The organism is Marinobacter santoriniensis NKSG1 (genome assembly GCF_000347775.1).
Taxonomy (GTDB): Bacteria; Pseudomonadota; Gammaproteobacteria; order Pseudomonadales; family Oleiphilaceae; genus Marinobacter; species Marinobacter santoriniensis.
The window spans coordinates 1-24,981 of record NZ_APAT01000026.1 but is presented as its reverse complement, the minus strand read 5'-3'; the positions used below and the strand labels follow the sequence as shown (position 1 = coordinate 24,981).

Annotated in this window: 19 protein-coding genes and 1 tRNA gene; 6 read left to right on the top strand and 14 right to left on the bottom strand. The window is 55.1% G+C overall.

Translation table 11 applies throughout. The features are described 5' to 3' along the window. Positions 1-13 precede the first annotated feature (13 nt). From pepQ to MSNKSG1_RS16805, 9 genes are all read right to left on the bottom strand, one after another. Positions 14-1,306: a Xaa-Pro dipeptidase gene (gene pepQ, locus MSNKSG1_RS16845; protein ID WP_008940505.1), complete on the bottom strand. Its 1,293-nt coding sequence runs from the start codon at positions 1,304-1,306 to the stop codon at positions 14-16. Further along, positions 1,299-2,213, bottom strand: a complete 915-nt coding sequence (locus MSNKSG1_RS16840; protein ID WP_008940504.1) for a LysR family transcriptional regulator — start codon at positions 2,211-2,213, stop codon at positions 1,299-1,301. Before MSNKSG1_RS16840 ends, pepQ begins: the two co-directional genes overlap by 8 nt. A 70-nt stretch (positions 2,214-2,283) precedes the next feature. Beyond that, positions 2,284-3,294, bottom strand: a complete 1,011-nt coding sequence (locus MSNKSG1_RS16835) for an ABC transporter ATP-binding protein (RefSeq protein WP_008940503.1) — start codon at positions 3,292-3,294, stop codon at positions 2,284-2,286. After that, positions 3,291-4,289, bottom strand: a complete 999-nt coding sequence (locus tag MSNKSG1_RS16830) for an ABC transporter ATP-binding protein (protein ID WP_008940502.1) — start codon at positions 4,287-4,289, stop codon at positions 3,291-3,293. The genes MSNKSG1_RS16835 and MSNKSG1_RS16830 overlap by 4 nt, the downstream gene beginning before the upstream one ends. Positions 4,290-4,293: 4 nt before the next feature. Continuing rightward, the gene (locus MSNKSG1_RS16825; protein WP_008940501.1) at positions 4,294-5,226 is read right to left on the bottom strand and encodes an ABC transporter permease; all 933 of its coding nucleotides are present in this window, start codon (positions 5,224-5,226) and stop codon (positions 4,294-4,296) included. Next, entirely contained in the window at positions 5,223-6,272 is a 1,050-nt protein-coding gene (locus MSNKSG1_RS16820; RefSeq protein WP_008940500.1) for an ABC transporter permease, read from the bottom strand. Before MSNKSG1_RS16820 ends, MSNKSG1_RS16825 begins: the two co-directional genes overlap by 4 nt. A 77-nt stretch (positions 6,273-6,349) precedes the next feature. Beyond that, entirely contained in the window at positions 6,350-7,912 is a 1,563-nt protein-coding gene (locus MSNKSG1_RS16815; protein ID WP_008940499.1) for an ABC transporter substrate-binding protein, read from the bottom strand. Positions 7,913-8,069: 157 nt separating this feature from the next. Next, a complete protein-coding gene (locus MSNKSG1_RS16810; protein WP_008940498.1) occupies positions 8,070-8,792 on the bottom strand; it encodes an LrgB family protein in 723 nt (240 codons plus the stop codon). Next, entirely contained in the window at positions 8,785-9,138 is a 354-nt protein-coding gene (locus tag MSNKSG1_RS16805) for a CidA/LrgA family protein (protein WP_008940497.1), read from the bottom strand. The genes MSNKSG1_RS16810 and MSNKSG1_RS16805 overlap by 8 nt, the downstream gene beginning before the upstream one ends. Positions 9,139-9,229: 91 nt before the next feature. Between MSNKSG1_RS16805 and MSNKSG1_RS16800 the strand changes: the two genes are divergently transcribed. Beyond that, positions 9,230-9,775 carry a YaeQ family protein gene (locus MSNKSG1_RS16800; protein WP_008940496.1) on the top strand — a complete coding sequence of 182 codons (546 nt, stop codon included), beginning with the start codon at positions 9,230-9,232 and terminating at the stop codon, positions 9,773-9,775. On the opposite strand, the gene MSNKSG1_RS16795 is transcribed toward MSNKSG1_RS16800, so the two are convergent. The 4 genes from MSNKSG1_RS16795 to MSNKSG1_RS18770 are packed head-to-tail and all read right to left on the bottom strand — an operon-like array spanning position 9,768 to position 13,712. Next, positions 9,768-10,220 (bottom strand): response regulator, encoded by a 453-nt coding sequence (locus MSNKSG1_RS16795; RefSeq protein WP_040887041.1) that lies wholly within the window; start codon positions 10,218-10,220, stop codon positions 9,768-9,770. The two genes, MSNKSG1_RS16800 and MSNKSG1_RS16795, sit on opposite strands and share 8 nt — an antisense overlap. A 57-nt stretch (positions 10,221-10,277) precedes the next feature. Further along, on the bottom strand, positions 10,278-11,996 hold the full coding sequence (locus MSNKSG1_RS16790) for a putative bifunctional diguanylate cyclase/phosphodiesterase (protein ID WP_008940494.1): 1,719 nt from the start codon (positions 11,994-11,996) through the stop codon (positions 10,278-10,280). Then, entirely contained in the window at positions 11,983-12,426 is a 444-nt protein-coding gene (locus MSNKSG1_RS16785) for a response regulator (protein WP_008940493.1), read from the bottom strand. Before MSNKSG1_RS16785 ends, MSNKSG1_RS16790 begins: the two co-directional genes overlap by 14 nt. Beyond that, positions 12,423-13,712: a sensor histidine kinase gene (locus MSNKSG1_RS18770; protein WP_008940492.1), complete on the bottom strand. Its 1,290-nt coding sequence runs from the start codon at positions 13,710-13,712 to the stop codon at positions 12,423-12,425. The genes MSNKSG1_RS16785 and MSNKSG1_RS18770 overlap by 4 nt, the downstream gene beginning before the upstream one ends. 281 nt (positions 13,713-13,993) lie before the next feature. Here MSNKSG1_RS18770 and MSNKSG1_RS16770 point away from each other — a divergent pair, with 281 nt between their 5' ends. The 5 genes from MSNKSG1_RS16770 to MSNKSG1_RS16745 all read left to right on the top strand — a co-directional run bounded on the left by MSNKSG1_RS16770 (position 13,994) and on the right by MSNKSG1_RS16745 (position 24,586). Continuing rightward, a complete protein-coding gene (locus MSNKSG1_RS16770; RefSeq protein ID WP_008940491.1) occupies positions 13,994-15,085 on the top strand; it encodes a hypothetical protein in 1,092 nt (363 codons plus the stop codon). 108 nt (positions 15,086-15,193) lie between these two features. Then, positions 15,194-15,270 (top strand) — tRNA-Arg (locus MSNKSG1_RS16765). A gap of 606 nt (positions 15,271-15,876) precedes the next feature. Beyond that, on the top strand, positions 15,877-17,709 hold the full coding sequence (locus MSNKSG1_RS16755) for a hypothetical protein (protein WP_008940489.1): 1,833 nt from the start codon (positions 15,877-15,879) through the stop codon (positions 17,707-17,709). Continuing rightward, on the top strand, positions 17,706-19,238 hold the full coding sequence (locus tag MSNKSG1_RS16750; RefSeq protein WP_008940488.1) for a hypothetical protein: 1,533 nt from the start codon (positions 17,706-17,708) through the stop codon (positions 19,236-19,238). The genes MSNKSG1_RS16755 and MSNKSG1_RS16750 overlap by 4 nt, the downstream gene beginning before the upstream one ends. Further along, a complete protein-coding gene (locus MSNKSG1_RS16745) occupies positions 19,235-24,586 on the top strand; it encodes an FtsK/SpoIIIE domain-containing protein (protein ID WP_008940487.1) in 5,352 nt (1,783 codons plus the stop codon). The genes MSNKSG1_RS16750 and MSNKSG1_RS16745 overlap by 4 nt, the downstream gene beginning before the upstream one ends. Here the strand turns inward: MSNKSG1_RS16745 and MSNKSG1_RS16740 are convergent. Continuing rightward, the coding region (locus tag MSNKSG1_RS16740) for a nucleoside 2-deoxyribosyltransferase domain-containing protein (protein ID WP_008940486.1) at positions 24,587-24,981 on the bottom strand (395 nt) is incomplete at its 5' end.

The window sequence follows — 24,981 nt, the reverse complement described above, 5'->3', positions numbered from 1 at the left end:
TAAGCGAACGGCCCTAGACAGTCCCGTTCCGAGTCAGGTTCTGCGCGCCGGATTCGGTAACCGCAATATTGTCCTCGATCCGGATGCCGCCGCAGCCGCGAAGCTCGGCCAGTAGTGCGGTATCCAGATGCTTGCCGAGAGGGCTTGCCAATAACGGGTCCAGCAGCGAAGGAATGAAGTACAGGCCAGGCTCGATGGTAAGTACCATTCCGGACTCCAACCGACGATTCAGACGCAGGAAGGGGGCGTCGTCCGGAGGTGGCGTGGGCTTACCGGCCACGTCGTGAACCTGAACGCCCAGGAAATGGCCAATGCCGTGGGGGAAGAAGGCCCGGGTAATCCCCTGCTCAACCATGGCCGAATCGTCCAGCCCGGTGACCAGGCCTGAGGCGGACAGCAGGGCCGCCACGCCCTGATGCGCCTTGCGATGGATGTCGACGTAGTCCACGCCGGGGGCCACCATGCCACACAGGCGCTGCTGCAAAACATCCATGCCCTGTACCAGCGCTGCAAAGCGGGATTCTCCCGGCCCGGCGGTGGTGCGGGTGATGTCCGAACAGTAGCCCCGATAGCGGACACCGGCATCGATCAGCAGACTGCGGGGCCGACCGGTTGGCCGGGTGTCGTAGTACTGATAATGCAGTGTACCGGCGTGTTCGTTCAGGCCAATGATGCTGTGATAGGGCGCGTCTGCCTCACGCTGTCGGGTGGCCTGCTGATAGGCCAGACTGATCCCGAACTCGCTCTCGCCTTCGGCGAATGCGTCCCTGGCAGCCCGATGGCCCGCCAGCGCCCGCCCGTTGGCTTCGGCCAGGCAGGCGATTTCATAGGCGGTCTTGTGCACCCGGGTTTCATCCAACGTCCTCAGAAGCCCGGCGGGATTATGATCGCCGGCAATATCACCAAGCTCTCCGGGATCTCCGATAACCGCCAGTCGACCGGGATTCTCCAGCGTTGGCGCGCCGGCTTCCGCCCGCGAACGGATGTCGAACGCCTGTTGCCAGGGTTCCTCGGGCAGTGCGGGGTTCGCGTGCCAGAAGTCCACGGGTTCGAACAGCCAGAGTATCGGGCGGCAACCGGGCCGAAGCCAGAGCCAGGAATGCTCTCGCCCCGTCAGGCCGGTCCAGTGCAGAAACGGACCATAACCCTGGAAATGCCACGCCTGATCATCGCCATACCGGTAAGGCGCCGCACCAGAGGCAATCAGCAGGCTATCGTACCCCTGCCCGGCAAGGGCCGTCTCATAGCGGTTCTGGAGTTCGTTCAGGTGATCGAGCTGCAGCGACAGGAGAGTCGGTTCAGGCATGATGGCGTTCCACTTGGTTCCAGAGGGTCAGAAGATCGTCCGATCGGACATCCCGGAGACGGATCAGGCGTATTTCCAGGGGGACGTCCCAGCGTTCGTCGCCGGCACGGACCAGGCTTCCGAAATGTTCACTTTTCTCGGTCATGCGCTGGGGCAACCAGCCCATCCCGAATCCCTGCTTGACCAGCGCCTTGATACTGGCGGACTGGGTATTTTCATTCAGCGGCAACAGGTTGGCCGACGATGCCTGCCGGGCCATGTGCGCCTCGATGGCGGACTGCAGGAAGCCCCGGTTGTGATAAGCGATCAGGGGTACCGGCTGTTCATCGGTGCCGGGCAACCGAAACCTCGGTTCGCCCCGCTCATCGGCCACGCTGACCGGCACCAGGGCTTCCGGTGCGACCACCAACCAGTCGAACCGGTCCCGGCTGAGGCGATCCCCCCACGGCAAATCCGGGTGCCAGTAACACAGCACGAGATCGCACTCGCCGTTCTCCAGGGCATCGAGAAACTGCTCCCCCACCCAACTGGTGGCTTTCAGGTTGAGCTGCAGGCGCTCGGCAATACCGGCCTCGCGAGCCCAGCCCTGATAAAAGTGGGAAAACAGACCCTGGGTAGATCCGACGCTGATCCGGGCAGAGGCCTCCGCCTCCAGTGCGGCGATGCGCTCCCGGGTATCGCGAACGTCACGGGTAATCCGCTCACAGAGTTCCAGGAACACCTCGCCGGCCGGAGTCAGGGATAACGGCAGGGTCTGGCGATTGATCAGCGTGGTGCCCATGGACTCTTCAAGCAGCTTGATCCGACGACTGAACGTCGGCTGACTCACATGCTGCTGCTCGGCAGCACGTGAGAAATGGCGCGTGCGTGCAAGCGCCATGAAGTCTTCAAGCCAGCGTACTTCCATCGGTGCCCCTGGGGGTGGTTCAAGTGATCAGGATCGACTGCAGGCATCATAGCCCATTGGCGCCGATCCGTTACAACCGCCCTTCCTCCACAGCGTGACACGCCACCTGACCACCACCGTCGGTGGCGATCAGTTGCGGGATTTCCTGTCGACAGCGATCGTTGGCGTAGGGACACCGACCATGGAACACGCAGCCGGAGGGCAGTTGCACCGGAGTTGGCACCTCGCCCTGCAGCCGGATGTGATTGGGCCGGTCATCCTCCAGTCGCGGGATGGCCGACAGCAGCGCCTGGGTATACGGGTGACGAGGCGTGGCGAACAGGGTTTTGGTGTCCGCAAGCTCGCACACCCGGCCCAGGTACATGACCGCCACCCGGGTCCCGAAATGCTCCACCACCGCCAGATCGTGGGTGATGAACAGGTAAGTCAGGCTACAGCTCTCCTGGGCATCCATCAGCAGGTTCAGCACCTGGGCCTGGATCGACACATCCAGGGCGGAGATGGGCTCATCCGCCACGATGAACTCCGGATCGACAGCCAGCGCGCGGGCAATGGCAATACGCTGGCGCTGACCACCGGAAAACTCATGGCCGAAGCGACTGCCCCAGTCCGGGTCAATCCCCACCGAATGCATGACTTCGTGCACCTTGTCCCGCACTTCCGTTGCCGACCACTGCGGGTAGTGAAAACGAATCGGCTCCTCCAGCGTCTGCTGGATGGTCATCCGGGGATTCAGGGACGCATAGGGATTCTGGAAGATCATCTGCATCTTGCGCCGGTAGGGCTGGACCGCCTTGCCGTCGAGATGATCGATTCGCTCGCCGTCGTAATGGATTTCGCCGGCACTGGGCGACAGTAGCCCCATCACCGTCCGGGCAACGGTGGATTTACCACAGCCAGACTCGCCCACCACGCACAGGGTCTCGCCCTTGTGCACATCCAGATCGACACCGTTGATCGCGTGCACGGCCTCCTGCTTGCGCCGGAAGCGACCATTTTCGAACCGGAGCTGTTCCAGCAGGCTGCCGGAAAGATCAAACCGCTTTTCCAGCGAACGGATTTTTACCAGGGGGGAGGTCATGATTCGGCCTCCTGCATGCGTTTCTCCTGCTCAATCAGATTGGCGACTTCGTAACAGGCCACATTCACGTTGCCCGAGCGAACGTATTCCGGCATCGCCTGTTTGCATTGCTCGGTGGCAAAGTGGCAGCGGGGATGGAACGGGCAGCCCGTAGGCACATTTTTCAGCGAGGGCATGGATCCGGGGATCTGGAACAGCCGCTCGCCGGGCTCGCCCATCTGGGGCAAGGCGTTGATCAACCCCTGGGTGTAGGGGTGCTGGGCGTCATTGATGATTTCCCGCGTCGGCCCCTGCTCGATGATGCGACCGGAGTACATGACCAGCATCCGCTGGGTCACCTGGGAGACGACACCCAGGTCGTGAGTAATCAGCATCAGGGCGACGTTTTCCTGCTCACACAGGTCCAGCAGCAACGCCATGATCTCCGCCTGGATGGTGACATCCAGTGCAGTGGTGGGCTCATCGGCAATGATGATCTCCGGATCCAGCAGCAGGGCGATGGCGATGATGACGCGCTGGCGCATCCCCCCCGACAGTTCGTGAGGGTACTGATCCAGGCGTTTTTCCGGAGACGGAATCTGCACCTTCTGCAGCCGGTCGAGGGCAATTTTTCGCGCCTCTTTCTTGCTGATCTTCCGGTGCGCCTGGATGGCTTCAACCATCTGGGTACCAATCGTGAGCACCGGGTTCAGGGTCATCATCGGATCCTGAAAGATCATCGCGATGCGGTTGCCGCGGATTCCCCGAAGCTCCCGTTCGCTCATCGCCGCCAGGTCCCTGCCCTCGAACAGGATCTGCCCGCCGGCAATGTAGCCGGGCTTGGCGATCAGGTTGAGAATGGAGAAGGCGGCGACAGACTTGCCGGCACCGGATTCACCCACCAGACCCAGCCGTTCGCCTTTGTCCAGGCTGAAGCTGATGCCACGCAGGGCCTTCAGATCACCGCCCCGCACGGCGAAGCGGACATCAAGATCGTTAACTTCCAACAGTGCCATGGTGTTACCCCTTGTACAGCCGTGGGTTCATGACATCCCGCAACCAGTCACCCAACAGGTTGATGACCAGCACGAGCACCACCAGCACCAGGCCCGGGATCAGGGTGATCCACCAGGAGCCGCTCTGGATGTAGTCAAAACCGGATTTGATCAGAGAGCCCAGGGACGGCTGGGTTTCCGGCATGCCAAGGCCCAGGAAGGACAATGCTGCCTCGGAGATGATGGCGTTGGCGATCTGGACCGTGGCGATCACGAAAATCGGTGACAGGGTATTGGGCAGGATGTGCCGGAACATGATCCGGCCGGTCCCGAACCCCATCACCTTTGCCGCGTCCACATATTCCTTCTTTTTCTCCGCCAGTACCGAGGCACGAACGGTCCGGGCAATCTGGGGCCACTCGGCGACACCGATAATGAAGATCAGCATGTAGATGGCAATTTCCCCGAACATCAGGTTGCCGAAGCTGGCCTTGAACACCGCACCCACGATGATGGCAACCATCAGGGTGGAGAATGAAAGCTGCACGTCAGCGATTCGCATCAGGACGGCATCCACCTTGCCACCCAGGTACCCGGCGAGAAGACCGAACAGAATGCCCAGCGCCCCCTGCAACAGCACCGCGCCAAAACCGATCAGCAGCGACACCCGGGTGCCATAGAGAATGGTGGACAGCAGGTCCCGCCCCTGGGCGTCAGTGCCCAGCGGGAAGGCCGCATCGGCGCCATCCAGGCCCACCGGCGGCAGTTCCGAGTTCATGATGTTGATCTGGGCCAGATCGTAGGGATCGGTCGGAGCCAGCCAGGGTGCGAAGATCGCTGCCAGCACCATCAGCAACAGCACCAGAGTGCTGAGAATCGCGATCTTGTCGCGCTTGAAGCTGTACCAGAAGAAGGACTCGCGGAAGCGGTCCCAGCGGGAAACCGTTGCCGTTGTCATGCTTTTTTACCTGTCAGTTTTACAGTGGGGTTCACCAGGCCATAGATCAGGTCAACCACGGTATTGGTAATGACGAAAATCAGCCCCACCACCATCAGATAGGCCACGATCAGCGGGATGTCGCTGCGGGTGATGGCTTCGAGGAACATCAGCCCGACACCGGGCCACTGGAAAACCGTCTCCGTCAGGATGGTGTAGGCCACCATGATGCCGATCTGGACACCACCGACGGTAATCACCGGCAGCATGGTGTTCTTCAGGGCGTGCAGGAAATTGATGCGCCCCGCACTAAGGCCCTTGGCCCGTGCGTAACGGATGTAGTCGCTCTGCAGCACTTCCATCATTTCGGCGCGGATCAGCCGGATGAACAGGGGCAACATGATCGAGGCCAGGGATACCGCCGGCAGAATCAGGTGCATCAGCCCACCCGTTGAGAAAAACCCGGAGTACCAGGTTCCGAACAGGTGCGTCAGCTCCTCGCCCCGACCGTAGGACGGCAGCCCCCCGTCGGTGGACAGAGCCCCATTGAGCCACTGCCCCCACCCGGTATCGGACGGAAACCAGTCCACCGTCACGCCAATGGAAAACAGCTGGATCAAGACAATGGCCGTGAGGAACACCGGGATGGAAATGCCCACGGTACTCACGCCCATGAAGAATTTGGACAGCCAGGCCTGGGGCCGGATGGCTGAATAGACCCCGATGGGGACCGAAAACACGATGATGATCAGGCTGGCGCCGATCACCAGTTCCAGGGTGGCCGGCAAATGCTCCAGAATCACATCGAGAGTGGGTTTACTGTAGAAATAGGAATCCCCCAGATCGCCCTGAATGGCGTTGCCGGCAAACCTGAGATACTGAACCGGCAGGGGATCGTTGAGCCCGAGTTCTTCCCGAATGGCATCCCGTTCCTGCTGGGACACCGACATACCCACCATCTGTTGAAGCGGGTCACCCAGCCCATCCTGAATGGCAAAGGCGATGACACTGATCACGAACATGACCAGCAAGGCCTGGGAAATCCGCTGAACCAAAAACGCTAACATGGAAATCGTCCGGATAAAGCTTGCAAACAAAAAGCCGGCTCCGGATCACTCCCGAGCCGGCCGGCCATCAAAGGCGATTACTTCACAACCAGGTCACCCAGGTACGGGAAGTTCATGACGTTGAGCACCGGCTCAATGTGCACGTCCTTCTTCGCGGCCCAGGCCAGATCCTGCCAGTGCAGCGGGATGAAGGCAGCGTCGTCATACAGGCGCTTCTCGACTTCCTGCAGCAGCGCAGCGCGCTTGTCCAGGTCGGTCTCGACGTTGGCCTTCTCGACCATCGCATCGATTTCCGGGTTGCAGTAGTTACCCGCGTTGTACTGTCCCGCGCCGGTTTCCTTGTTCGGACACATGGTCAGGAACTCGTAGAAATTGGCGGAGTCTTCGGTATCGGCGTGCCAGCCGATCATCATGATGTCCGCCGCGCGGTCATCGTATTCCGGCCAGTACTGGGCCTTGGGCAGGGTTTTCAGATCCACCTTGATGTTGATCCGGGCCAGCATGGCAGCCACCGCCTGGGCGATCTTGTCGTCATTCACGTAGCGGTTGTTCGGCGCCATCATCGTGATAGTGAAGCCGTCTTCATAACCGGCCTCCTTCATCAGCTCCTTGGCCTTGGCCACGTCATAGCGCGGTTTCAGGGAATCGTTGTGGCCCTGGTAGCCTTTGGGCGAAAGCTGGGCAGCCGGTGTGGCAAAGCCTTTCATGATCTTGGCCGCAATGCCTTCCTGGTTGACGGCATAGGCGATCGCCTGGCGTACCTTCGGGTTCTTGAAGGCTTCAACCCGCTCTTCGTTCATGGTCAGCAGGATGATCCGGGTACCGCTCATGGTCACCAGATTGGTGTCCGGATCCCGCTTGATGCGGTCCAGATCGGTCGGCGGCACCGGCGCAATGAAGTCCACGCCACCGGACAGCAGCGCCGAAACGCGGGTGTTGTTTTCCTTGATCGGGGTCAGCACGATCTTGTCGACGTTACCCGGGGAGTTGGTGTCCCAGTAGTCCTTGAAGCGTTTGAAGACCATGCGCACACCCTGCTGACGCTCCACCACCGTATAGGGGCCGGTGCCGGACAGGTGCTGGGAGGCGAAGGAGTTGCCGTGCTTGGTGATGGCACTCTTGTCCTTGCCGTCCTCGGTTTTACCGGAGTAGAACTTGCTGTCCATCGGGAAAATGTAGGTGGCGGTGTTCAGCAGCAGCGGGTAAGGCTCGCTGGTGACCAGATCGAAGGTGTAGTCATCAATGATCTTGAGATCGCTGATCGGCTTGAAGATCGCCTTGAAGTCCTGGCTCTTTTTCAGACGGTCGAAGGTAAACTTCACGTCCTTGCTGGTCAGCTCGTTGCCGGTGTGGAATTTCACGCCCTTGCGCAACGTGAACCGCATGGTGTTGTCGTCGATGCGCTCCCAGCTCTTGGCCAGGCGCGGTTCGAAATCGAGATCCTTGGTCCAGCGCAGCAGCGGATCAAAGGCCATGTGGGAGAGCTGCAGCGTGCCGCCGGACAGCTGCTCATGGATATCAAGGGTTACAGGATCGGCGTCGTACGCCATTTTCAGTTCCTTGGTCGCCTCAGCAGACACGGCCAGGGGTGCAGTGATCAGCGCCAGGGAACCAACAAAAGCTGTCAGTAATTTTTTCATCGCGTTTTCCGTCGCAGATTCAGAATTTTTATTGCAACATCGGCGCAGATGCACGCCGGATGCCTGGACAACAAGCTAGTCTCGGGAAACCCTTACGGCAATCGAAATTGCGACATGGCGTTATTCGCCAGGTGAATGACCTGATTTGGGGCGGCGTTCAGAGATGAAAAACCAGGGGCAGGATCAGGGCGGTAAAGACGCCGGTCAGCCCCATTCCCAGCGAGGCAAACGCCCCTGCCGTGGGGCTGATTTCAAAGGCCCGCGCGGTGCCAACCGCATGGCCATTCAGGCCCAGCGCAAACCCGAGGATGCGATCGTCGGAGATCGCCAGCCAGCGCGCGGCCAGGTCCACAAACAGCGTGGCCACCACGCCGGTTATCAGCAACCCGCCCATCATCAACGGCACCGATCCGCCCAGCTGCTGGGTGATCCCGATGGCAATGGGCGCGGTGACCGACTTCGGCGCCAGGGACGCCAGCACTTCCGGTGTGGCGCCCAGACTCCAGGCAATGACCAGGGCGTACACCGCCGCCAGGGTCGCCGCAATCGGGAGCGTCACCAGAATCGGGCGCCAAAGCGCACGAATGTGGTGCATCTGCTGGTACAGGGGAATACCCAGGGCCACGGTGGCCGGCCCCAAGAGCACCGTCAGCCAGTGGGCGCCCTGCTGATAGGCTTTGTAATCCATGCCCAGCAGGGCAACGACCGCCGCAAGCAACACCGCGGACAACACCACCGGCGGCAGCCACAGGGGGCGGCCGATACGCCTGAACACCGCGTTGCCGGCAAAGAATGCCCCGAAGGTCAGGCCAATGGCCAGTGCCGGGCTGGCAGACAGCGTCTCGGGCAGAGACAGCAGGCGGCTGTACCAGTCATTCACCCTTGCCACCTCCAAGCCTGACCACCCGACTCATCAGCCACAAGGTGGAAAGCACACTCAGGAACGTGCCACCGAGCAGCGCCGCGGCCACTGCCAGCCATTGCCCGGCGAACTGATCGGCGGTAAAGAACACCCCCACCACGCCCGGCATGATCAGGAGGACCAGAACGGAAATCAGCCCCTGACTCGCCGACGCAAGATCGTCACTGATTCCGCCTTTGAACATGAGCGTCAGCGTCATCAGCATCATGCCCAGCACGCCACCGCTCACCGGGATGAGGAACACTTTCTGCAACGCCTCGCCCAGCAGAAAAAACAGAACCAGCACCAGAAATCCGCGCAACATCGATCTATCGCCTGCACCACCGAATCGGAATTGCTTTACACTAGCGCATTCCACGCTGTTTTCACCAACCGGACTGCACTCGGGACCCTGTATGGCGCTCAAGGCGACGATTTTCAAAGCGACGCTTCAAATCGCGGACATGGACCGGCACTATTACGCCGACCACCAACTCACCATCGCCCGGCATCCGTCCGAAACCGATGAGCGCATGATGATTCGCCTGCTGGCCTTCGCCCTGAACGCCAGCGATGCGCTTGAATTCACCCGTGGCCTGAGTACAGACGACGAACCGGAACTCTGGGAAAAAACACTGACGGGTGACGTCGAACTCTGGATCGAGCTGGGACTGCCGGACGAGGATCGGGTCCGCAAGGCGTGCAATCGCGCCAGGCAGGTGATCGTTTATACCTACGGCGGTCGTGCTGCCCCCGTCTGGTGGGACAAACACCAGAACAAACTGGCCCGGCACCGGAACCTGACCCTCGTGAATCTGCCTTCGGAAGGTACCGAAGCCTTGGCGGCCCTGGCCGAGCGAACCATGAGCCTGCAGGTGACCATTCAGGATGGCGAGGTGGCCGTTGGCAACGAGACGAGCCTTGTCACGCTGACACCCGAAGCCTTTCCGAACGCTACTTGATGGCGTCCCAAAGATGGCTTAACGGACCGTCCACCGGCGGCGGCGAGGCGACGTTGAACCAATAGGCATCGATCGTCCTCATCACCTCAACCAGGCCCGAAAACCTGATCGGTACGCGGATGACAGAAGCCGCCCCATACCCATAGAGTTTGTGTACGTTGGGGCTGACATTTCCCGGATAAAAAACGATGACCGGGACATGCCGATAATCCGGGGATTGCTTTACTTGCCGGAGAAACCCGGTGCCATCATTCACGTCATGGTCTATGAGGTACATCAGCAGATTGGGGAAATGCTCGGAATCACGCCGGAAACTCTTTGAAGAAGATTCGAATGCCCGCTCATCAGCGAGCATCGTAAGGTTATGGCCCAACGCGTTCATTCGCAGGGCCTCCTCAAGATCGGCGCCTTCCTTGCCGGATGCAATCAACCAGACGTTGAACATGGGTCTACGTGAATACGGCATCAGACCTCCCTTCTGCGATGTACCGGATCTCTCCATTCAGGTTTTGTCCGGGGCCGGCACAAGGAGCAGTCGAGTCGCTTCGTCAAACGAGACGGGGGGCGACACCAGATACCCCTGCCCAACCCGACAGCCAAGATCCATCAGTTGCTGTCTCTGTTGCTGGGTTTCGATGCCCTCGGCAATCACCTCCATCCCAAGGGACTCTGCCATGGTAACCACCGCCCTGCAGATCTCCGGCTCCACCAGATCCTCCTGATCGGCCGAGACAAAACTTTTGTCAATCTTCACGATATCAGCAGGGAACTGGCGCAGATACCTCAGTGAGGAATACCCGGTTCCGAAGTCGTCTATCGCAATTTTTACGCCCAGCTCCCGAATTCGGCTCAAATCCCTTTGCACCCTGGGATCTTCTTCATAGCCATCCAGAAGCGTCTCTTCGGTGATCTCCACCTCCAGTCCTTCACCCGCAATTCCCATCTCCTGTAACAGATGCTGCAGCATGTCGACGAACTGACCGGATTTCAGCTGAAGCGGGGACACATTGACCGCAATGCCATATTGGCAGAGACCCAGCTCATTCCATCGTTCCAGATAGGCCAGGGTCTGCCTGAGCACCCACTCACCCACCGGCACGATCAAACCGGTTTTTTCAGCAACCGGGATAAAGTCCTGCGGTGATATCAGCCCGTCGTTTTCAGAGCGCCAGCGCAGCAATGCCTCAAATCCGATGACCTTACAGTCCGCCAGTGACCATTTTGGCTGAAGAAGAAGCTCAAACTGACTCGCCTCCAGGGCACGACGTAATCCCTTCTCGACGTGGAGATGCTTCTCGAGTTGCGTCTGCAGGTTGGACGTAAAACACTGAACCTTGTTGAGCCCGAGCCGTTTCGCTTCGTACAGCGCTATATCCGACTTCTGCATCAACTTGATCGGGGCATCACCATTTTCAGGGAACAGGGCAACGCCAATACTGGCAGACACGTTCAGGTCATGCCCGCCCACAGCGGAAGGCAGGGAGATGGCCTGGACGATTTTTCGAGCAATTGACAGTGCATCGCCGGCATCGTGCAAATCATCAATCAGAATGGTGAACTCATCTCCGCCAATCCTGGCAATGTAATCCGATTGACGGATCACCGAACGGAGCCGATCGGCAATCAGCAAAAGCAGCAGGTCGCCGGTGGGGTGCCCCAAAGAGTCGTTGATCTCCTTGAACCGGTCCAGATCCATGAAAAGCACCGCCAGCCGGGTTCCCGAGCGCTTGCAGCGGGCCAGGGAGCTTTCCAGAATTTCCTCGAAAAGCAAACGGTTACCGAGGCCCGTCAAAGGGTCGCGCTTCGCCATTCTCTCCAGTGCCAGCTCAGCCCGCTTGTGCTGGATGGCATGTCGGATAGTCCGTTCCAGCAACGCCGTATTGATGCCACCTTTCGGAAGAAAATCGGACGCGCCCAGCTCGATCACTTCGTCGTCCAGGGTGACTGACTCAACCCCGGTCAGCACCACAATCGGTACCGAGCAGTGAATTTTCCTTGCCTCAATCAGCAAATCCCGGGCAGTCCCCTTTCCGAGGAAGTAATCCAGCAACAAAAGATCGCATTGGGGATCAATCAGCTCCTGGCGGGCATCTTCCCAGGAACTGATGTGCGATATTTCAAAGCGGAACCTGGCTGACTGCTGCAAGAGTTCGTCGATGATCAGGAAATCGGCCGGATCGTCATCAACGATGTGAACACGAATGACCTCACGTTTCTCCATCAGGCAACTCCACGATTGAGCACCAGTAACTGCTGAAGACCCGGACCTGGGCCACCAACTGCTCGAAATCCACAGGCTTGGTTATGTAGGAGTTAGCGCCCATGTCGTAACTCCGGAAGACTTCCTCCTCACGATTGGAGGTGGTCATGACAATGACCGGCAAATGGCAGAGGCTGCTATCGGCACGAATCTCCTTCAGGCATTCCCGGCCGTCCATTTTCGGCATATTCAGATCGAGCAGTATCAACCCCGGCCACGGATAGGCCTCAACGTCATCGTAGGGAGGTTGCCGCCGGAGATAGCGCATCAGTTCTACTCCGTTGTCCACGAAGTAGAGGGGATTGAGCACTTTAGCCGCCTCAAACGCTTCTTTGGTGAGAAGCTGATCCAGAGGGTCGTCATCAACCATCAGAATCGGGATGACCTTCATGACTCCTCCTGCTGTTCCCGGGCCAGGGGCAGGTCGAAGAAAAAGCTCGCGCCCCTGCCTTCCTCACCCTCGGCCGAGAGCGTTCCTCCGTGACGCTCGACAATCTTTCGGCAAATCGCCAGTCCCATCCCCGTACCTTCGTATTCGGCTCGGCCGTGGAGACGCTTGAAGACTTCAAAAATCTGATCCCGATAGGCCATATCAAAGCCGATGCCATTGTCGGTTACGGTTACCTGGCATCGCCCTGTATCCGGCTTCGCCTCCGCGCGAATCTCTATCTGCGGCGCCGTATCCGGAGATCGGTATTTCAGCGAATTGCTGAGCAGATTCTGAATAAGCTGGCGGATCTGGGCCCGGTCTCCATGCACGCGGCAAAGCGGCCCACTCATCCGGATGGACGCGCCGGTTTCATCAACACGCATCTGGAGATCACGACAGGCATCGTCGATGACATCCGTGAGGCAGACATCCTCCTCTTCATCCCGCCGGGAACTGATTCGGCTATAGCTCAGCAGGCTATTCAACAATGCGTCCATGCGCTCGGCCGCTTCCCGGATGTAACGGACAAACTGGTCGCCCTTCTCATTGAACTGGCCATAATTCCCGGTCATCAGCATCTGCGTGAAGGCGAGCAATTTCCGGAGCGGTTCCCGCAGATCGTGGGACGCGATAAACGCAAACTGCTCCAGATCCTCGTTGGAACGCCGAAGGGCTTCGGTCTGGGCCCGTTGGCGAAGCTCAAGCTTCCGGCGGCGCTCAATTTCCTTTTCAAGCCGATGCTTGGTCCGGGTCAGTTCCTCGACACGGTGTTCCAGTTCCTGTCGCGCGGCCTCCAGACTTTGCTCGGAAAGGCTTCTTCTCTCGATCTCACCCTGAAGTTTCTCGTTGGCAGCCTGCAGCTCTATGGGGCGGGGCAAGGCGAGTGCTTTCGGAATCAGCGGCCAGATAAGCGCCGCTGTCAGCACCGACACGATCGCAGTGAGGGCCTTGAGAATGCCCGACACGTAATAGGCGCCGTTCCAGATGTTGTAGACCGCCATCAGATGCGTCAGGCCGCATGAGAAAATGAACAGCGCAAAGAGAACGAACATCCATTCGTATTCGAGATCCTTCCGCTTCTGCATCAGGACATAGAGCGCGAGGGGAATGGTGAAGTAAGAGCCCGCAATCAGTGAATCGGAGACGGAGTGAAGGAGCACCAGATCCGACCGCCATAAATAACAGTGGCCGTGTCCCATGAACGTCAGGTCGAACCACCCGGAGATCGTGGAAATAAGATCGCTCATTCCGCCCCCTACCGACTCGGCGGCACTCAAACGAGCCCTGGCCGGAATTTATTGTAATCCTTTCAAGAATACGAGCTGACCAAAAATTGTCCAGCGCATGCGGGGCCATTACGCCAAAACCCCGGGTAACTGTGATGTGCGGCAATGGTTAACTAACTAGCTAACGGTTGCGCCCTCGGTTATGGTGAAACTCTACGGAGCCGCATTGCGTGTATGGACATCAGAGCTCGAAACGCTGGCTATAGTGATTAAAGCCAGCAAGCGACACAGGGTTGGATCGTATGTCTGTACCAGCACCAGGAAATTCCAGTCTCCCCTACCGCCTGGCGAGAAAATTCCTGCTTTTTCTCGTCCTGTTTTCGATTGGACTGATGGCACTGATTCTTCTGATGACCCCCATCCGGACTTCCCACGAAGAATCCATAAAATCCGAAATCATTGCTCGCCACCATTCCTCACTCAGACTTGTAGAGCTCACCATTCAGCAACGAATGCGGCAAATGGCCAGAGATGTCCGCTTCCTGGCCAGTCTCAGCCCACTGCTGGCTTCAGAGACAGCCGGTCCGACCGAGCACTCCCGGCTCGTCGAAAATGTGTTCCTGGAACTGGTGCGGGCCAACCCCACCTACGACCAGGCCAGGATACTGGGCACCGATGGCATGGAACTGCTGCGCGTAAACCGGACAGCCGACGGTAGCGAACTTGTTCCCAGACAGGATCTTCAAAGCAAGGCCAGCCGCTACTATGTCCGGAAAGTGCTTGAGACCCGACCCGGCGGAATCTATTTCTCACCGCTGGATCTGAATGTAGAGAACGGCATCATCGAACAACCCATCAAACCGGTGATTCGCGTGGCAACGAGGTCACTGGAACCTGGCGGGGGGCACAGTCTCATCTTCATGATCAACTACCGTGCAAGCCAGTTACTGGATCAGATCCGACGCTTATTTCAATCAGGGTTTGCGGAAAAAGCCATGCTGGTGAACCAGGATGGCTACTGGCTGATCGATGCGAAAGATCGGCGCGAGTGGGGCCAACAGCTCGGACATCCCGAACACAGACTGCAGACCGACAACCAGGCGCTCTGGAACGCCCTCCAGAGCCAGGAATCCGGGATTTTTGCCGAACCGGACAAAATCTATGTTTTCCGAAAAATCCGACCCTTTTCCGGAGTCCCGGACCCAGAGGGTACATCCAACCTCAACAAGGGGCCTGCCTGGTATCTGATCAGTGAAATCAATGAAGGCGCCTGGAGAGGGCGTTCGTTTATCCAGGGGCGCGCCGGGCAGCTTACCGTGCTGGTGCTGATCAGTTTGGTCGCCTCTCTGGCGCTGGCACTGACCCTACTGATTGCTCGAAGGCATCACCGGTGACGGGAATGAAAAAATCATGGCCGGCTCCGGACCAGAGGGCTGGACAGACGGCTTCGTCGCACGTAAGATTGCGCACTCGAAATCAGCACACCACCGCTGACTTTCGTTCCGCCCGTAGCTCAGCTGGATAGAGCGTTGCCCTCCGGAGGCAAAGGTCATAGGTTCGAATCCTATCGGGCGGGCCATTATTTTCAAAGGCTTGCGTGAAAACGCAGGCCTTTTTTGTTTGGCTGTGTCCAAATTGTGTCCATGTTGTGTCCGCGCAAGTCGCGCCATTCCTCCCGGTACAAAAATCCTGACCCTTGCACTGAAAACATTATATTCAGTCCCGGACACAACAAACTTTTGAGCGACCTCACCTCACCTGCCACCAACTTTCTAACTCTCGATAAGAGGTTTCCATTCGACGGAGCTCACGATTTCATGTTCGCTAGTAGGTAAAGGTCTCCTCCCAACCAGCCCCGGTACCAATCGAAAGTCTTATACGCAAGTTGGATTGGTTCCAGCAAACCGTCAGCCCCGTGAGATTCTGGACTTTTTCCGCAATCATCACTAACGTCTTGAAATTGAGGTGACCATTGCACAATCTCGGGGCACCGGCTTTTTGGAACTCGAAAAGAATCTTCTGCATTTGCGCGCTGCGCCCTAGCAGGCAGTCAGGGAGACAACAAAGTGCTATCTATCAATCATGGAAGAGATCGCTTGCAATACAACTGCTACCTTTCTCAGCTTGCCACGCCATTGCTGAATTCTCGCGCTAACAATCGAAACCGCTAAGGGAGTTACAGAAAATGAGTCAGTCGAATGGCCTGATTTCATTTCTCCGCCATTACGGTCCAATTCCGGCTGGGGACAACATGTATGACGAGCTAATCCAGGCGGAAATCGAACGTCATGAGATAAACCCCGTCATTCATATCAGTCCAGCGCGATTGGAAGAGGTTAAGAACAACTTTGAATCGTCGAAGCCTCGGAACGTCATTCTCACGGGAACAGCAGGCGATGGCAAAACGTTCCATTGTCGTCAAATTTGGACAGATTTTGGCGGTGATCCTGATCATTGGAATACAGGTAAGAAGGTTGTTTCATTAACTCTTCCTGTATCCAGTAAAACACTGATCATCGTAAAAGACTTGAGCGAGCTCACTGAGGACGAGAAAAGAAACGTCCTCAAGGGACTTGCCAGCTCAGTAACGGACGAATCCGCTGGGAATATATATCTTGTAGCTGCAAACGATGGCCAACTTCTCGCAAGCTGGCGTGATTGGTCAGATAGCCAAGGAGAGCAAGAGCATCATGTATTCAAGACCGTAGAGGACATGCTCGTCGAAGAGCGTATTGAAGACGATTCACTGAACCTCTACCTTTTTAATCTCAGCCGCCTAGACGCTTCAAGTCACTTTCACGAAATAATAGAACAAATTGTTGAGCATCCCCAGTGGTCAAACTGCGATGGTTGTAACTTGTTAGGTGAAGACGGTTCGACAACTTGCCCAATTCGGCTAAATCGCGAAAGACTCCGCAAGAGCGGTGACGGGACGGTATTTCGTAAAAGGCTTGGAGAACTGATGACGTTGGCTCGGGCCAACCGCATGCATGTGCCAATCCGTGACCTTCTACTTCTAAGCGTCAATATTCTCCTGGGGGATCGGCAGAGTGGCCGCATTCTCCTAACATGCCGCTCGGCCAAGAATCGCGCAGAAAAACAAGATTATCGCTTAACCAACCCTTATGCCAACGTCTTCGGAATGAACCTTCCTGAGCGGCAGAGACAACAATACCAAGTTTTCAACATCCTCGAAGCCTTCGGCATTGGGCGTGAAACCGACAACAAATTTGATAACCTATTGATTTATGGACCATATAGTAGCTCAGAGGCGTACACCCAATTCGTATCCAATGACATCCATTATGGAGCTGCGGCCTACAAACGATATTTACAGGACTATCTCGAAGGAGCCCGCGACGATATAGAAGAATTTATGCAGGCGCTTTCACGGCAAAGACAAAGACTTTTTTTCTCACTTCCCTCCACCAGCCCCCTAGATCCCTGGCGCTTGACCGTCTACCAGGCTTCTGGCCAATTTTTAGAGTTTGTTCAGGGCTTGAAAGACGATGGCGACACGTCCCGAACAGAAGAGCTGTTGGTCCGCGGACTCAATAGAACATTTTGCGGGATGATGATTGATGAAGGGACCAAGCTCTATCTTGCCTCCTCTGGCGGAGATGGCCGCGGCAGAATTGCTTCCCTTCTAAACTACGATTTGCCGACATCAAGGCACAGAAGAGATCCCTATCTTAGCTTTGTTTTAGATAAAGACGGCGCAACGCCTTGCATGCAGATAGTTGATCCTGCGGCAGATGGCGACGGCATTATTGACACTCTAACCCTTCAGCTTACCCATTTCGAGTACTTGGTGAGAGTAGCAAGTGGGAGCTTGCCCGCCAGCTTTTCTCGGCAATGCAACGAAGATTTTTTGGACTTCAAGCTCAGACTCATAACTCGCTTAGACGGGTTGATTGGCGAAGAACCAACTCGCGACGAGATAAACTTAGAGGCTCTTACTGTAGATAACGAAGGGCGAGTGCACCCCGAAAATATTCGAATAAGGCTAGACTCATGAAGGCACGCCTTGAGGCTCCAGCGAAATACAGAAAAGATGTCAATGTGTGGGTTGATGAAGCTATATGGGGCCATCGCCTGTACAACGACCAAACGCCCTGGCTCGTATTTTTAGAGTTCCTAGCAATATTTCAATCCCGCCAGGAGCAGGCGAAGGCTCTGAAGGAACACTGGGGAGAGGATACTCATGAAGCCTTTACGTACCACATTCCACGACTCCTTCCTCTCAGGCAGCTAATTTTTAACAATCCACACCTTCGGTTTGTCGAAGACAGCTATCAAACCGACCCGGAGCGATGGAAGGAATGGTTCAAAGCGTTTTCTTCTGACGACGACTTCAGGTATCTCCAAGATCGTTTTGGCTCGTTTGCTCGTCTCTCCCGAGTGGTTGAGCTTTTTCAAACAACTGCAGTCGAGCCACATCGGAAGCGCAGATGGACGTCACGCTTTCTTTTTCCTTATGGCCCGAACTGCCTTTACGCTGACTTGCCTGCAAACGCCAATAACAGCCCAGACAGGCGCTTCTTTGCTCGGAGCGGCGAACTTCTTTACCTCATGCTCAATCGCAGTGGCAACGGCGAGCTTCTCGCTAATCTAATTTCTCAAAAACTGCTACGCCACGACGAAACATGGAACCGTGTCGTTCGCGCCTTACCCCCTGAAGGATACAGAATCGACTCGAATCCCGTATCAAGCACGATCGGGTATCTACCTTTCGCCAAACGAAGGGAGTACGGCGATCTTTCTCAGACTTGGCTGACGTTACTTAATTTAGATCTCACAGGTGAGGCCCTACTTGATCCTTTGATGCGCCTCTCATCTCTTCACATGCTCATTTACATGCTTAGAAGAGCCAATGAGGAAGTTGGAGATTCCAGCGAACCGAAGTTCGTTCTGGAGATAGCTTCTCCAAAGAGAACAACACTGTTCGAACTTTCAAAAGAGAACTTCGGGGCGAACAGAATGCTACCCACAAGGGCTGTGCGCGCATATATCGAGGCAGCTAAAAACGATGAGCGATGGCATGAGGCTTTGCAGGCAAGAGATCCTGCTGACGCAGTGCGGGAATATCTCGCTCAGCGATACGATTGGCAGCCTGCCGACGGCATCCCTTCCGGTGACCCAGAAACTATATTTGAAGCCTTAAGGGAATACGCAGAAAGTCGTCACCAACAACACGTTGGAAAGGTCCACCTGGAGTGGGCGAAACAAATTGGGTTGGCAGTATCGCGTAGAGGGTCTGGAACCTGGTACTCACCCGATGATTCTCTACTTAAAGCACTTGTCATGTGCGTTGTAGACGAGGGACGAGAGGAATATCACCGCTTTCTTTCCAAACTCTATGAAAAGTTCCGGTTAATAATCGGCCCGAATGAGGCAGAAAGAGCTTTCGGAACACTGCCTACCGATCAAAATGCTTTTTTACAAAATACCCAACGCTTGGAACAACGCTTACGGACTCTGGGGTTGCTACGCCGCCTCTCTGATGATTGCGCCTATGTCGAGAACCCTTTTAGGAGCAACAAATGACACGAAACGAACTAATCTCGGCCGTCGCTCAAGATTTCATTCGGGCTCAGCTCGACCAAGAGGCGGATGGTTCGATGCGTTTTTGTATGCTCGGATTGGAACCTTCAATCATTCGCTCTATCGCACAGTCGGTCCTATCCAAGCCCACCACCGCATCAACAGTCTTGGTCCGGATAGCTAATCTATTCGACCCAAACGACGACCTTCCCGATTCAGCGAGAAGTAACCAGTCCATTACTCACTGGCGCCACTGTCGGCTGCCGAATGAATTCCGAGCTGTTCTCTTTGCTGCCTCGCAAGAAGAGCTTCAACGCAACGACAAAAGTGTTGAGAAAGTCACAAAGATCGAGACTGATACGCTGCGAAGTCGCTACCCAGCCTGGATCGATCAGGCAGGATTAACCTCTGCCTATCTGGATGAAACCAAACGGGAACATCTGATTACCGCCCTTAAGGCAGCGAATCAATCTCATGCTGCTCGTACAATTGAAACGTTTGCAGATTTCGTGCTTTCGATTGCTCACGGAATCACCGCGGATGGCCTACCCCTGCAAAAGGCTGTTGATAACGCGCTGCCTAGCCTAAAACTGCCCAAGTTTTCGGGCTACTTTGACCGCATCCCGGAGAAAAAGCGAGACAACACTGGTGAATGGAGCAAGATATTCAGAGGCCTCCACACTAAAGTCCGCCCTCTGCTGGTACAAGAAACGGAAAAAGGCGAGCCAATTCCTCGCGAGCATCTCCGCACTAATTTTGAAGAAATTTCTGATCGCCTCGAAGTATCAGAACGAGAGGTGATTAAAGCATTCCTCGATGCTGACTTACGAATTGATAGCTGGTCAGCCTCACAGGAAAGCCTGGTCAATTTGGATTGGCGATCGATCTCTGAGCTCTTCGAAGGTGTCAATAAAAGCTCCTCTCAGCCCCTCGGTGAAGAAACAATTAAATTCTTTGACGACGAATTCGATGACTTGCTTGAAGAGGAGGAGCGTGAGCTTCTTGCGAGTTCTTTCCCGAAAGATCCCTCAGAAGACCTGCAGGCCTTTTTCGAGACGCATCGAGAGCACCTGGCTAGAGACAAAAAACTGTCTGGCAAGTGGGAGCGCTATATTTATCGTAACCCACAAACCTACCAAGATTTCTTAGTGGGACTAATTGAAACATTGGACAGCTTACGTCGTCGGGTTAATGACGAGGAACTGAAAGAGAAGAAACTAACCGTTCGTATTCCTAGCAGTAGAGAGAAGAGTTTTTGGCGTACTAAAAATCCCAAAGTCGCACGCTACTTCGCATTCCGATACCGAGGCCTGGAAGCAATCCTGGGAGAAAAAGTTGAGTTTGATTTCGGAAAACTAGAGGAGTTCTACTTTCCACGCGTCGAATCAGATCTCGCCAAATCTAATTCCGGCTCTAAAGAGGCTCGCTCAATTAAATTCGAAGTTGTTCTTGATCCTGAAGGCGCTAATACAAAACTGGTGTTTCATTGGGAAATGCCGGTCGACGCTATAGCGACAGCACTGCCTGAAGACCTGTTGAGCGTCGCAAACGAGACGGAACAATATGCTTTGTTACCCACGGCGGATATCACCAGGCAATCAGTGAGCGCCAAGGGAAGCATACAGCGGATCGATTTAAACGACATCAACACAATTCGCGATGTCTCAAACTCAAACACGGGGAAGCTTGTTGCCCCGAATAGTAGTGGCGGCGATCGAAGTGCCTATTTTCGAGAACAACTAACTGAATTATCGAACCTATTGGGGCTTGTCAGTGTTGAGGAGATACGGACACGTTTCAATAGTTTCTTAACCGCCTATTCGACAGCAATCCGTGCATGGGTTACGCAAGAAGGCGCTGGCATCGGATCAAAAGCCTTTATCACGCAAGCTGAAGCTTACAATGAGTTGCTTGTCTCACTTCTATACCGGGCAAACAACGATCTTGCCCGCGAAAAGTTATGCAAGGAAGTTCTGCGGCTGGGCGTCGCCAATGTAGGCGCAGGCAACCTCGCTGCGATCATTGCCCCCTGGCATCCATTACGTCTCGCTGAGATTAGCGCAAAGGCACATCAGGCAGCCAAACTAGTGAACGATGTTTTGGATGCTGAAGAGAATGATATTTTTCGCGCAGATCTCCTCTTCTCTCAAATCCAAACGGAGCTCCGCACAAACTATTATCCAGAAGTTTGCATTGGGTTTGATCACGACCAAACGCAACTGCTTTCTGCTGCAGATACATCGTTTGATTACACACTGGCTGAGCCACCACTAAGAAAGTCTCAACACAGTGATGATGCACTTGATATTGAACCAGGTGTTGCCGCAAAAGCCTTTAGCGATGTCGGAGAACAATATCTAAAGTTGCTGCCTCACGAACGCAGTAACTTCTCTGTGGTTCTTTACAACGCTGAATCCAAAGCCTTGCCGAGCGCCCTCGCTTCGGAACTCTCCAGCAAGGTTGAGCAAGAGAATCAGCTCCAATGTGATCTTTTGCTTACCCACTCAGAACCTAAACGTATCAGACGAATATATGAGCAGCAGAATGTATCTGTAAGCGAAGAATCTGGCTCCGTTATGGCCAGCGAGGCGGCGAGGAACTTTCTGTCTCGATTGCGGGTTGGATTCTTGGATGCGGCCAAGATTCCGGATGACGATTCTGATCGAGCCGCAGATCTTGTAGCGCTGCAAGATGTCGTGGCAAGAAACGCCCAATTGGTTTGGAAAAAGGCTCCGGGAGACAGAAACCCCGAGATGACTACACATGTGCCCGCGAGGTGGTCGCGACGTCGACCAATTAACTTGGCGGATACATCAACTTCAGTCTATTTGGCCTGCCCGGTTCAACCCCGTGCCGGGCAAAATTACCTTAACCTCATCAACGAATTTCTAAACGGAGATAATGCTCTTCCAGGTGATGTTATACCTGCCCGGGAGGTAAATTTCCGCGATGGCGATATCGGCAATATCTTCACTCAAACCCATAAAATCGGTGAATGGGTAGTGAACTTCGATGAGCTCGTGGATCGGCGCCTACTCAGCAATAACGGTGTTCGGGTTATTCGCCACATACGAGATCGGCGCATGGATCGGAACATCGTTGTATCGACAACATCGAAGCCGAAGCTTCTGCGAGTGCTTCTCAAAGAGCGGCTAGATAGGATCGATCCATCAATTACGAAAGGCAATGAGGCAGTCATTGATAAGCTGATTGACCAAGCGAATACATTGTCCGGACAAGTCGTAATGCGTGCAGCTCGATATGGCCACTATGCGAATGAACTGCTTGGCATCGTGTTATCGATGGAAAAAATTCAGCGTAGCCTTGGCGGTCGGAACCAACCAATAGGTTGGTATTTTCTGGATGATTTTGCTTCCTGGTTTGGCCAGCGTGAGGAGCAAATAGCCGATATTATGGCCATCGCACCGCGCATCATCGATGGCAAGCCGGTTCTAAAGGTGGCCATATCAGAAGCAAAGTTTGTTACCTCCGGCGGTTACCGGGCGCAGGCAAAGAAATCCGCAAAGCAACTAGAAGAGACCGTCGCGCGCCTGGGACGAGCCATTGAGCCGAAGCACACGCGCATAGATCGCGACATATGGCTTAATCGCATCGGTGATTTCATGATTGAGGGCATGGACCCCTTTGACCCTGCTTCTATGAATGGTTGGGATCTGCATAGATGGTCAGATGAGGTGAGGCTTGACGGAGTACCGATACAGCTCGCAGGCTTTTCTCATGTTTTCGTCCACGACAATGACGAATATGTTGATGCCGGCGGTGCCACTCCTTTGAAGGGAATGCCGCACTGTTCTCAGCAAGTCTTTGACAAGGCCAGCGTTGCGGAAATGTTCCGGACTTTCGCCGAAACCAACAAGGCTGTTGATACAAAAGACGATACTGACTCTGAGACTTGGGATGATGCCTTAATGTCCAGAAAGGCATCGACAGAAACCGCACCAACCACCTCAGAATCCGACACACCTGCTCAGCCTACAAAACCTGAAAACGGCACTACTGAACCCGAAAGCAACTTTGAATCGGAAACGTCAGGCGAGCCCGATACACCGAGCTCCAATTCATACGAAGAGCCCGAACAGCCCCAGCAAGCTCAGGAGCCAGAAGCCGCCAATTCTGATACCTCTGACCAATTGTTGGAAATGTGGCCTTCTCGTCAACTTGCAGAATGGGTAAGTGGTGGCAGCGCTTCAGAGGACGAAGATGAGGAAACAAAAGCTTGGCTCGACACAACTGTAAAAGCTTTACAGCGGGCTTTGCGCGGTTACGACATGACGGCCGAACTTCTCGGAGCGAGGCTCACACCCAACGCTGCGCTTATACGCTTCAGAGGATCCGACGATCTCACGATTCCTAAGGTCGAGAAAAAACGCCAAGAATTGCTAACCTCCCACGCCGTTGATGTTATTAACGTGATGGCCGCTCCGATGGAGGTCATCATTATGGTCAAGCGACCACATAGGGCGATACTGCGGCTGCGGGATCTCTGGCGAAGAAGAGAACTCCCGCCAACTGCACCTGAATCGAATACCAGCTTGCTTCTCGGTGCTAAAGAGTCTGATGGTGAGTTGCTATACCTAAATGTTGGCAACGAGTTCGGAGGACTCCAGCCGCACGGTCCCCATACCTTAATCGCGGGTGAGACTGGCAGCGGTAAGGGTGTACTAGTCCAGTCACTTTTATTGGACATTTGTGCAACCAACTCCCCCAACAAGGCCCGTATTCGCATGATTGACCCCAAAGCCGGGATAGACTTTCCTTGGCTTCGCAACATGCCGCACCTTGATGGCGACCTCATTACCGAACAAGACGAAGCAATCCATGCGCTAGAAGAGCTTGTGGCCGAAATGGAACGCAGAAACCGTCTATTGGCTGAGGCAGGTGTGACCAAACTGGATAATTACAATCGAAAGGTTCCGCCCTCCGAACAACTTCCAAGGATTTGGCTGTTCCACGACGAGTTAGCCGACTGGATGATGATCAATGAATACAGAGATGCCGTTGATCTGAATGCTAGCCGGCTAGGCGTAAAAGCTAGAGCAGCTGGTATCAACCTCGTGCTTATCACGCAACGACCAGATAAAGACGCCCTGCCAATGCAGTTAAGAGCGAATCTCACTAACCGGCTCGTGCTGAAAATGGCAGACAAGAAAAACTCGATACTAGTTCTCGACGAAGCCGGTGCAGAAAGACTGCTTGGTAGAGGCCACTTAGCGGCGAAGCTTTCCGGAGAAGGCCATGTGATTCTTGCACAGGTTCCGTTCGCTTCTGAGGAGGAGATTGAAGAACTCGCCACCCTGGTCAAAAGTGCTTGGCTCAATCGTGCTCAATAACTATGGCAACGACTTTAGATAATTGACACCTTCATCTATCGACTCAAAAACAGCGTCTGAAGCCTCTCTGATTATCTTTATATACTTAGAGAGGTTTTGGTCACTTTCCGATTTTTCATCGACAAAAATAACGTGTTTCCCCTTGGCGGCCGCGTATCCAACCTCCAATGCAAGACCGTAACCACTAGGGTTAGTGGACTCAAAATAGGCGAAAACAATATCGCATTTATCAATCGAATATAAATCCCAGCTCGTATAGGCCTTAGAATCAGACAGACCGTTTTTACTTGGATCTATAAATTCAAATCCACCGGCACTTCTCACAATAAAATCTTGCCATCCGGATCTATGCCCTCCCGACAGATAAATAACCTTGCGGGAGTTTTGAGATGGAC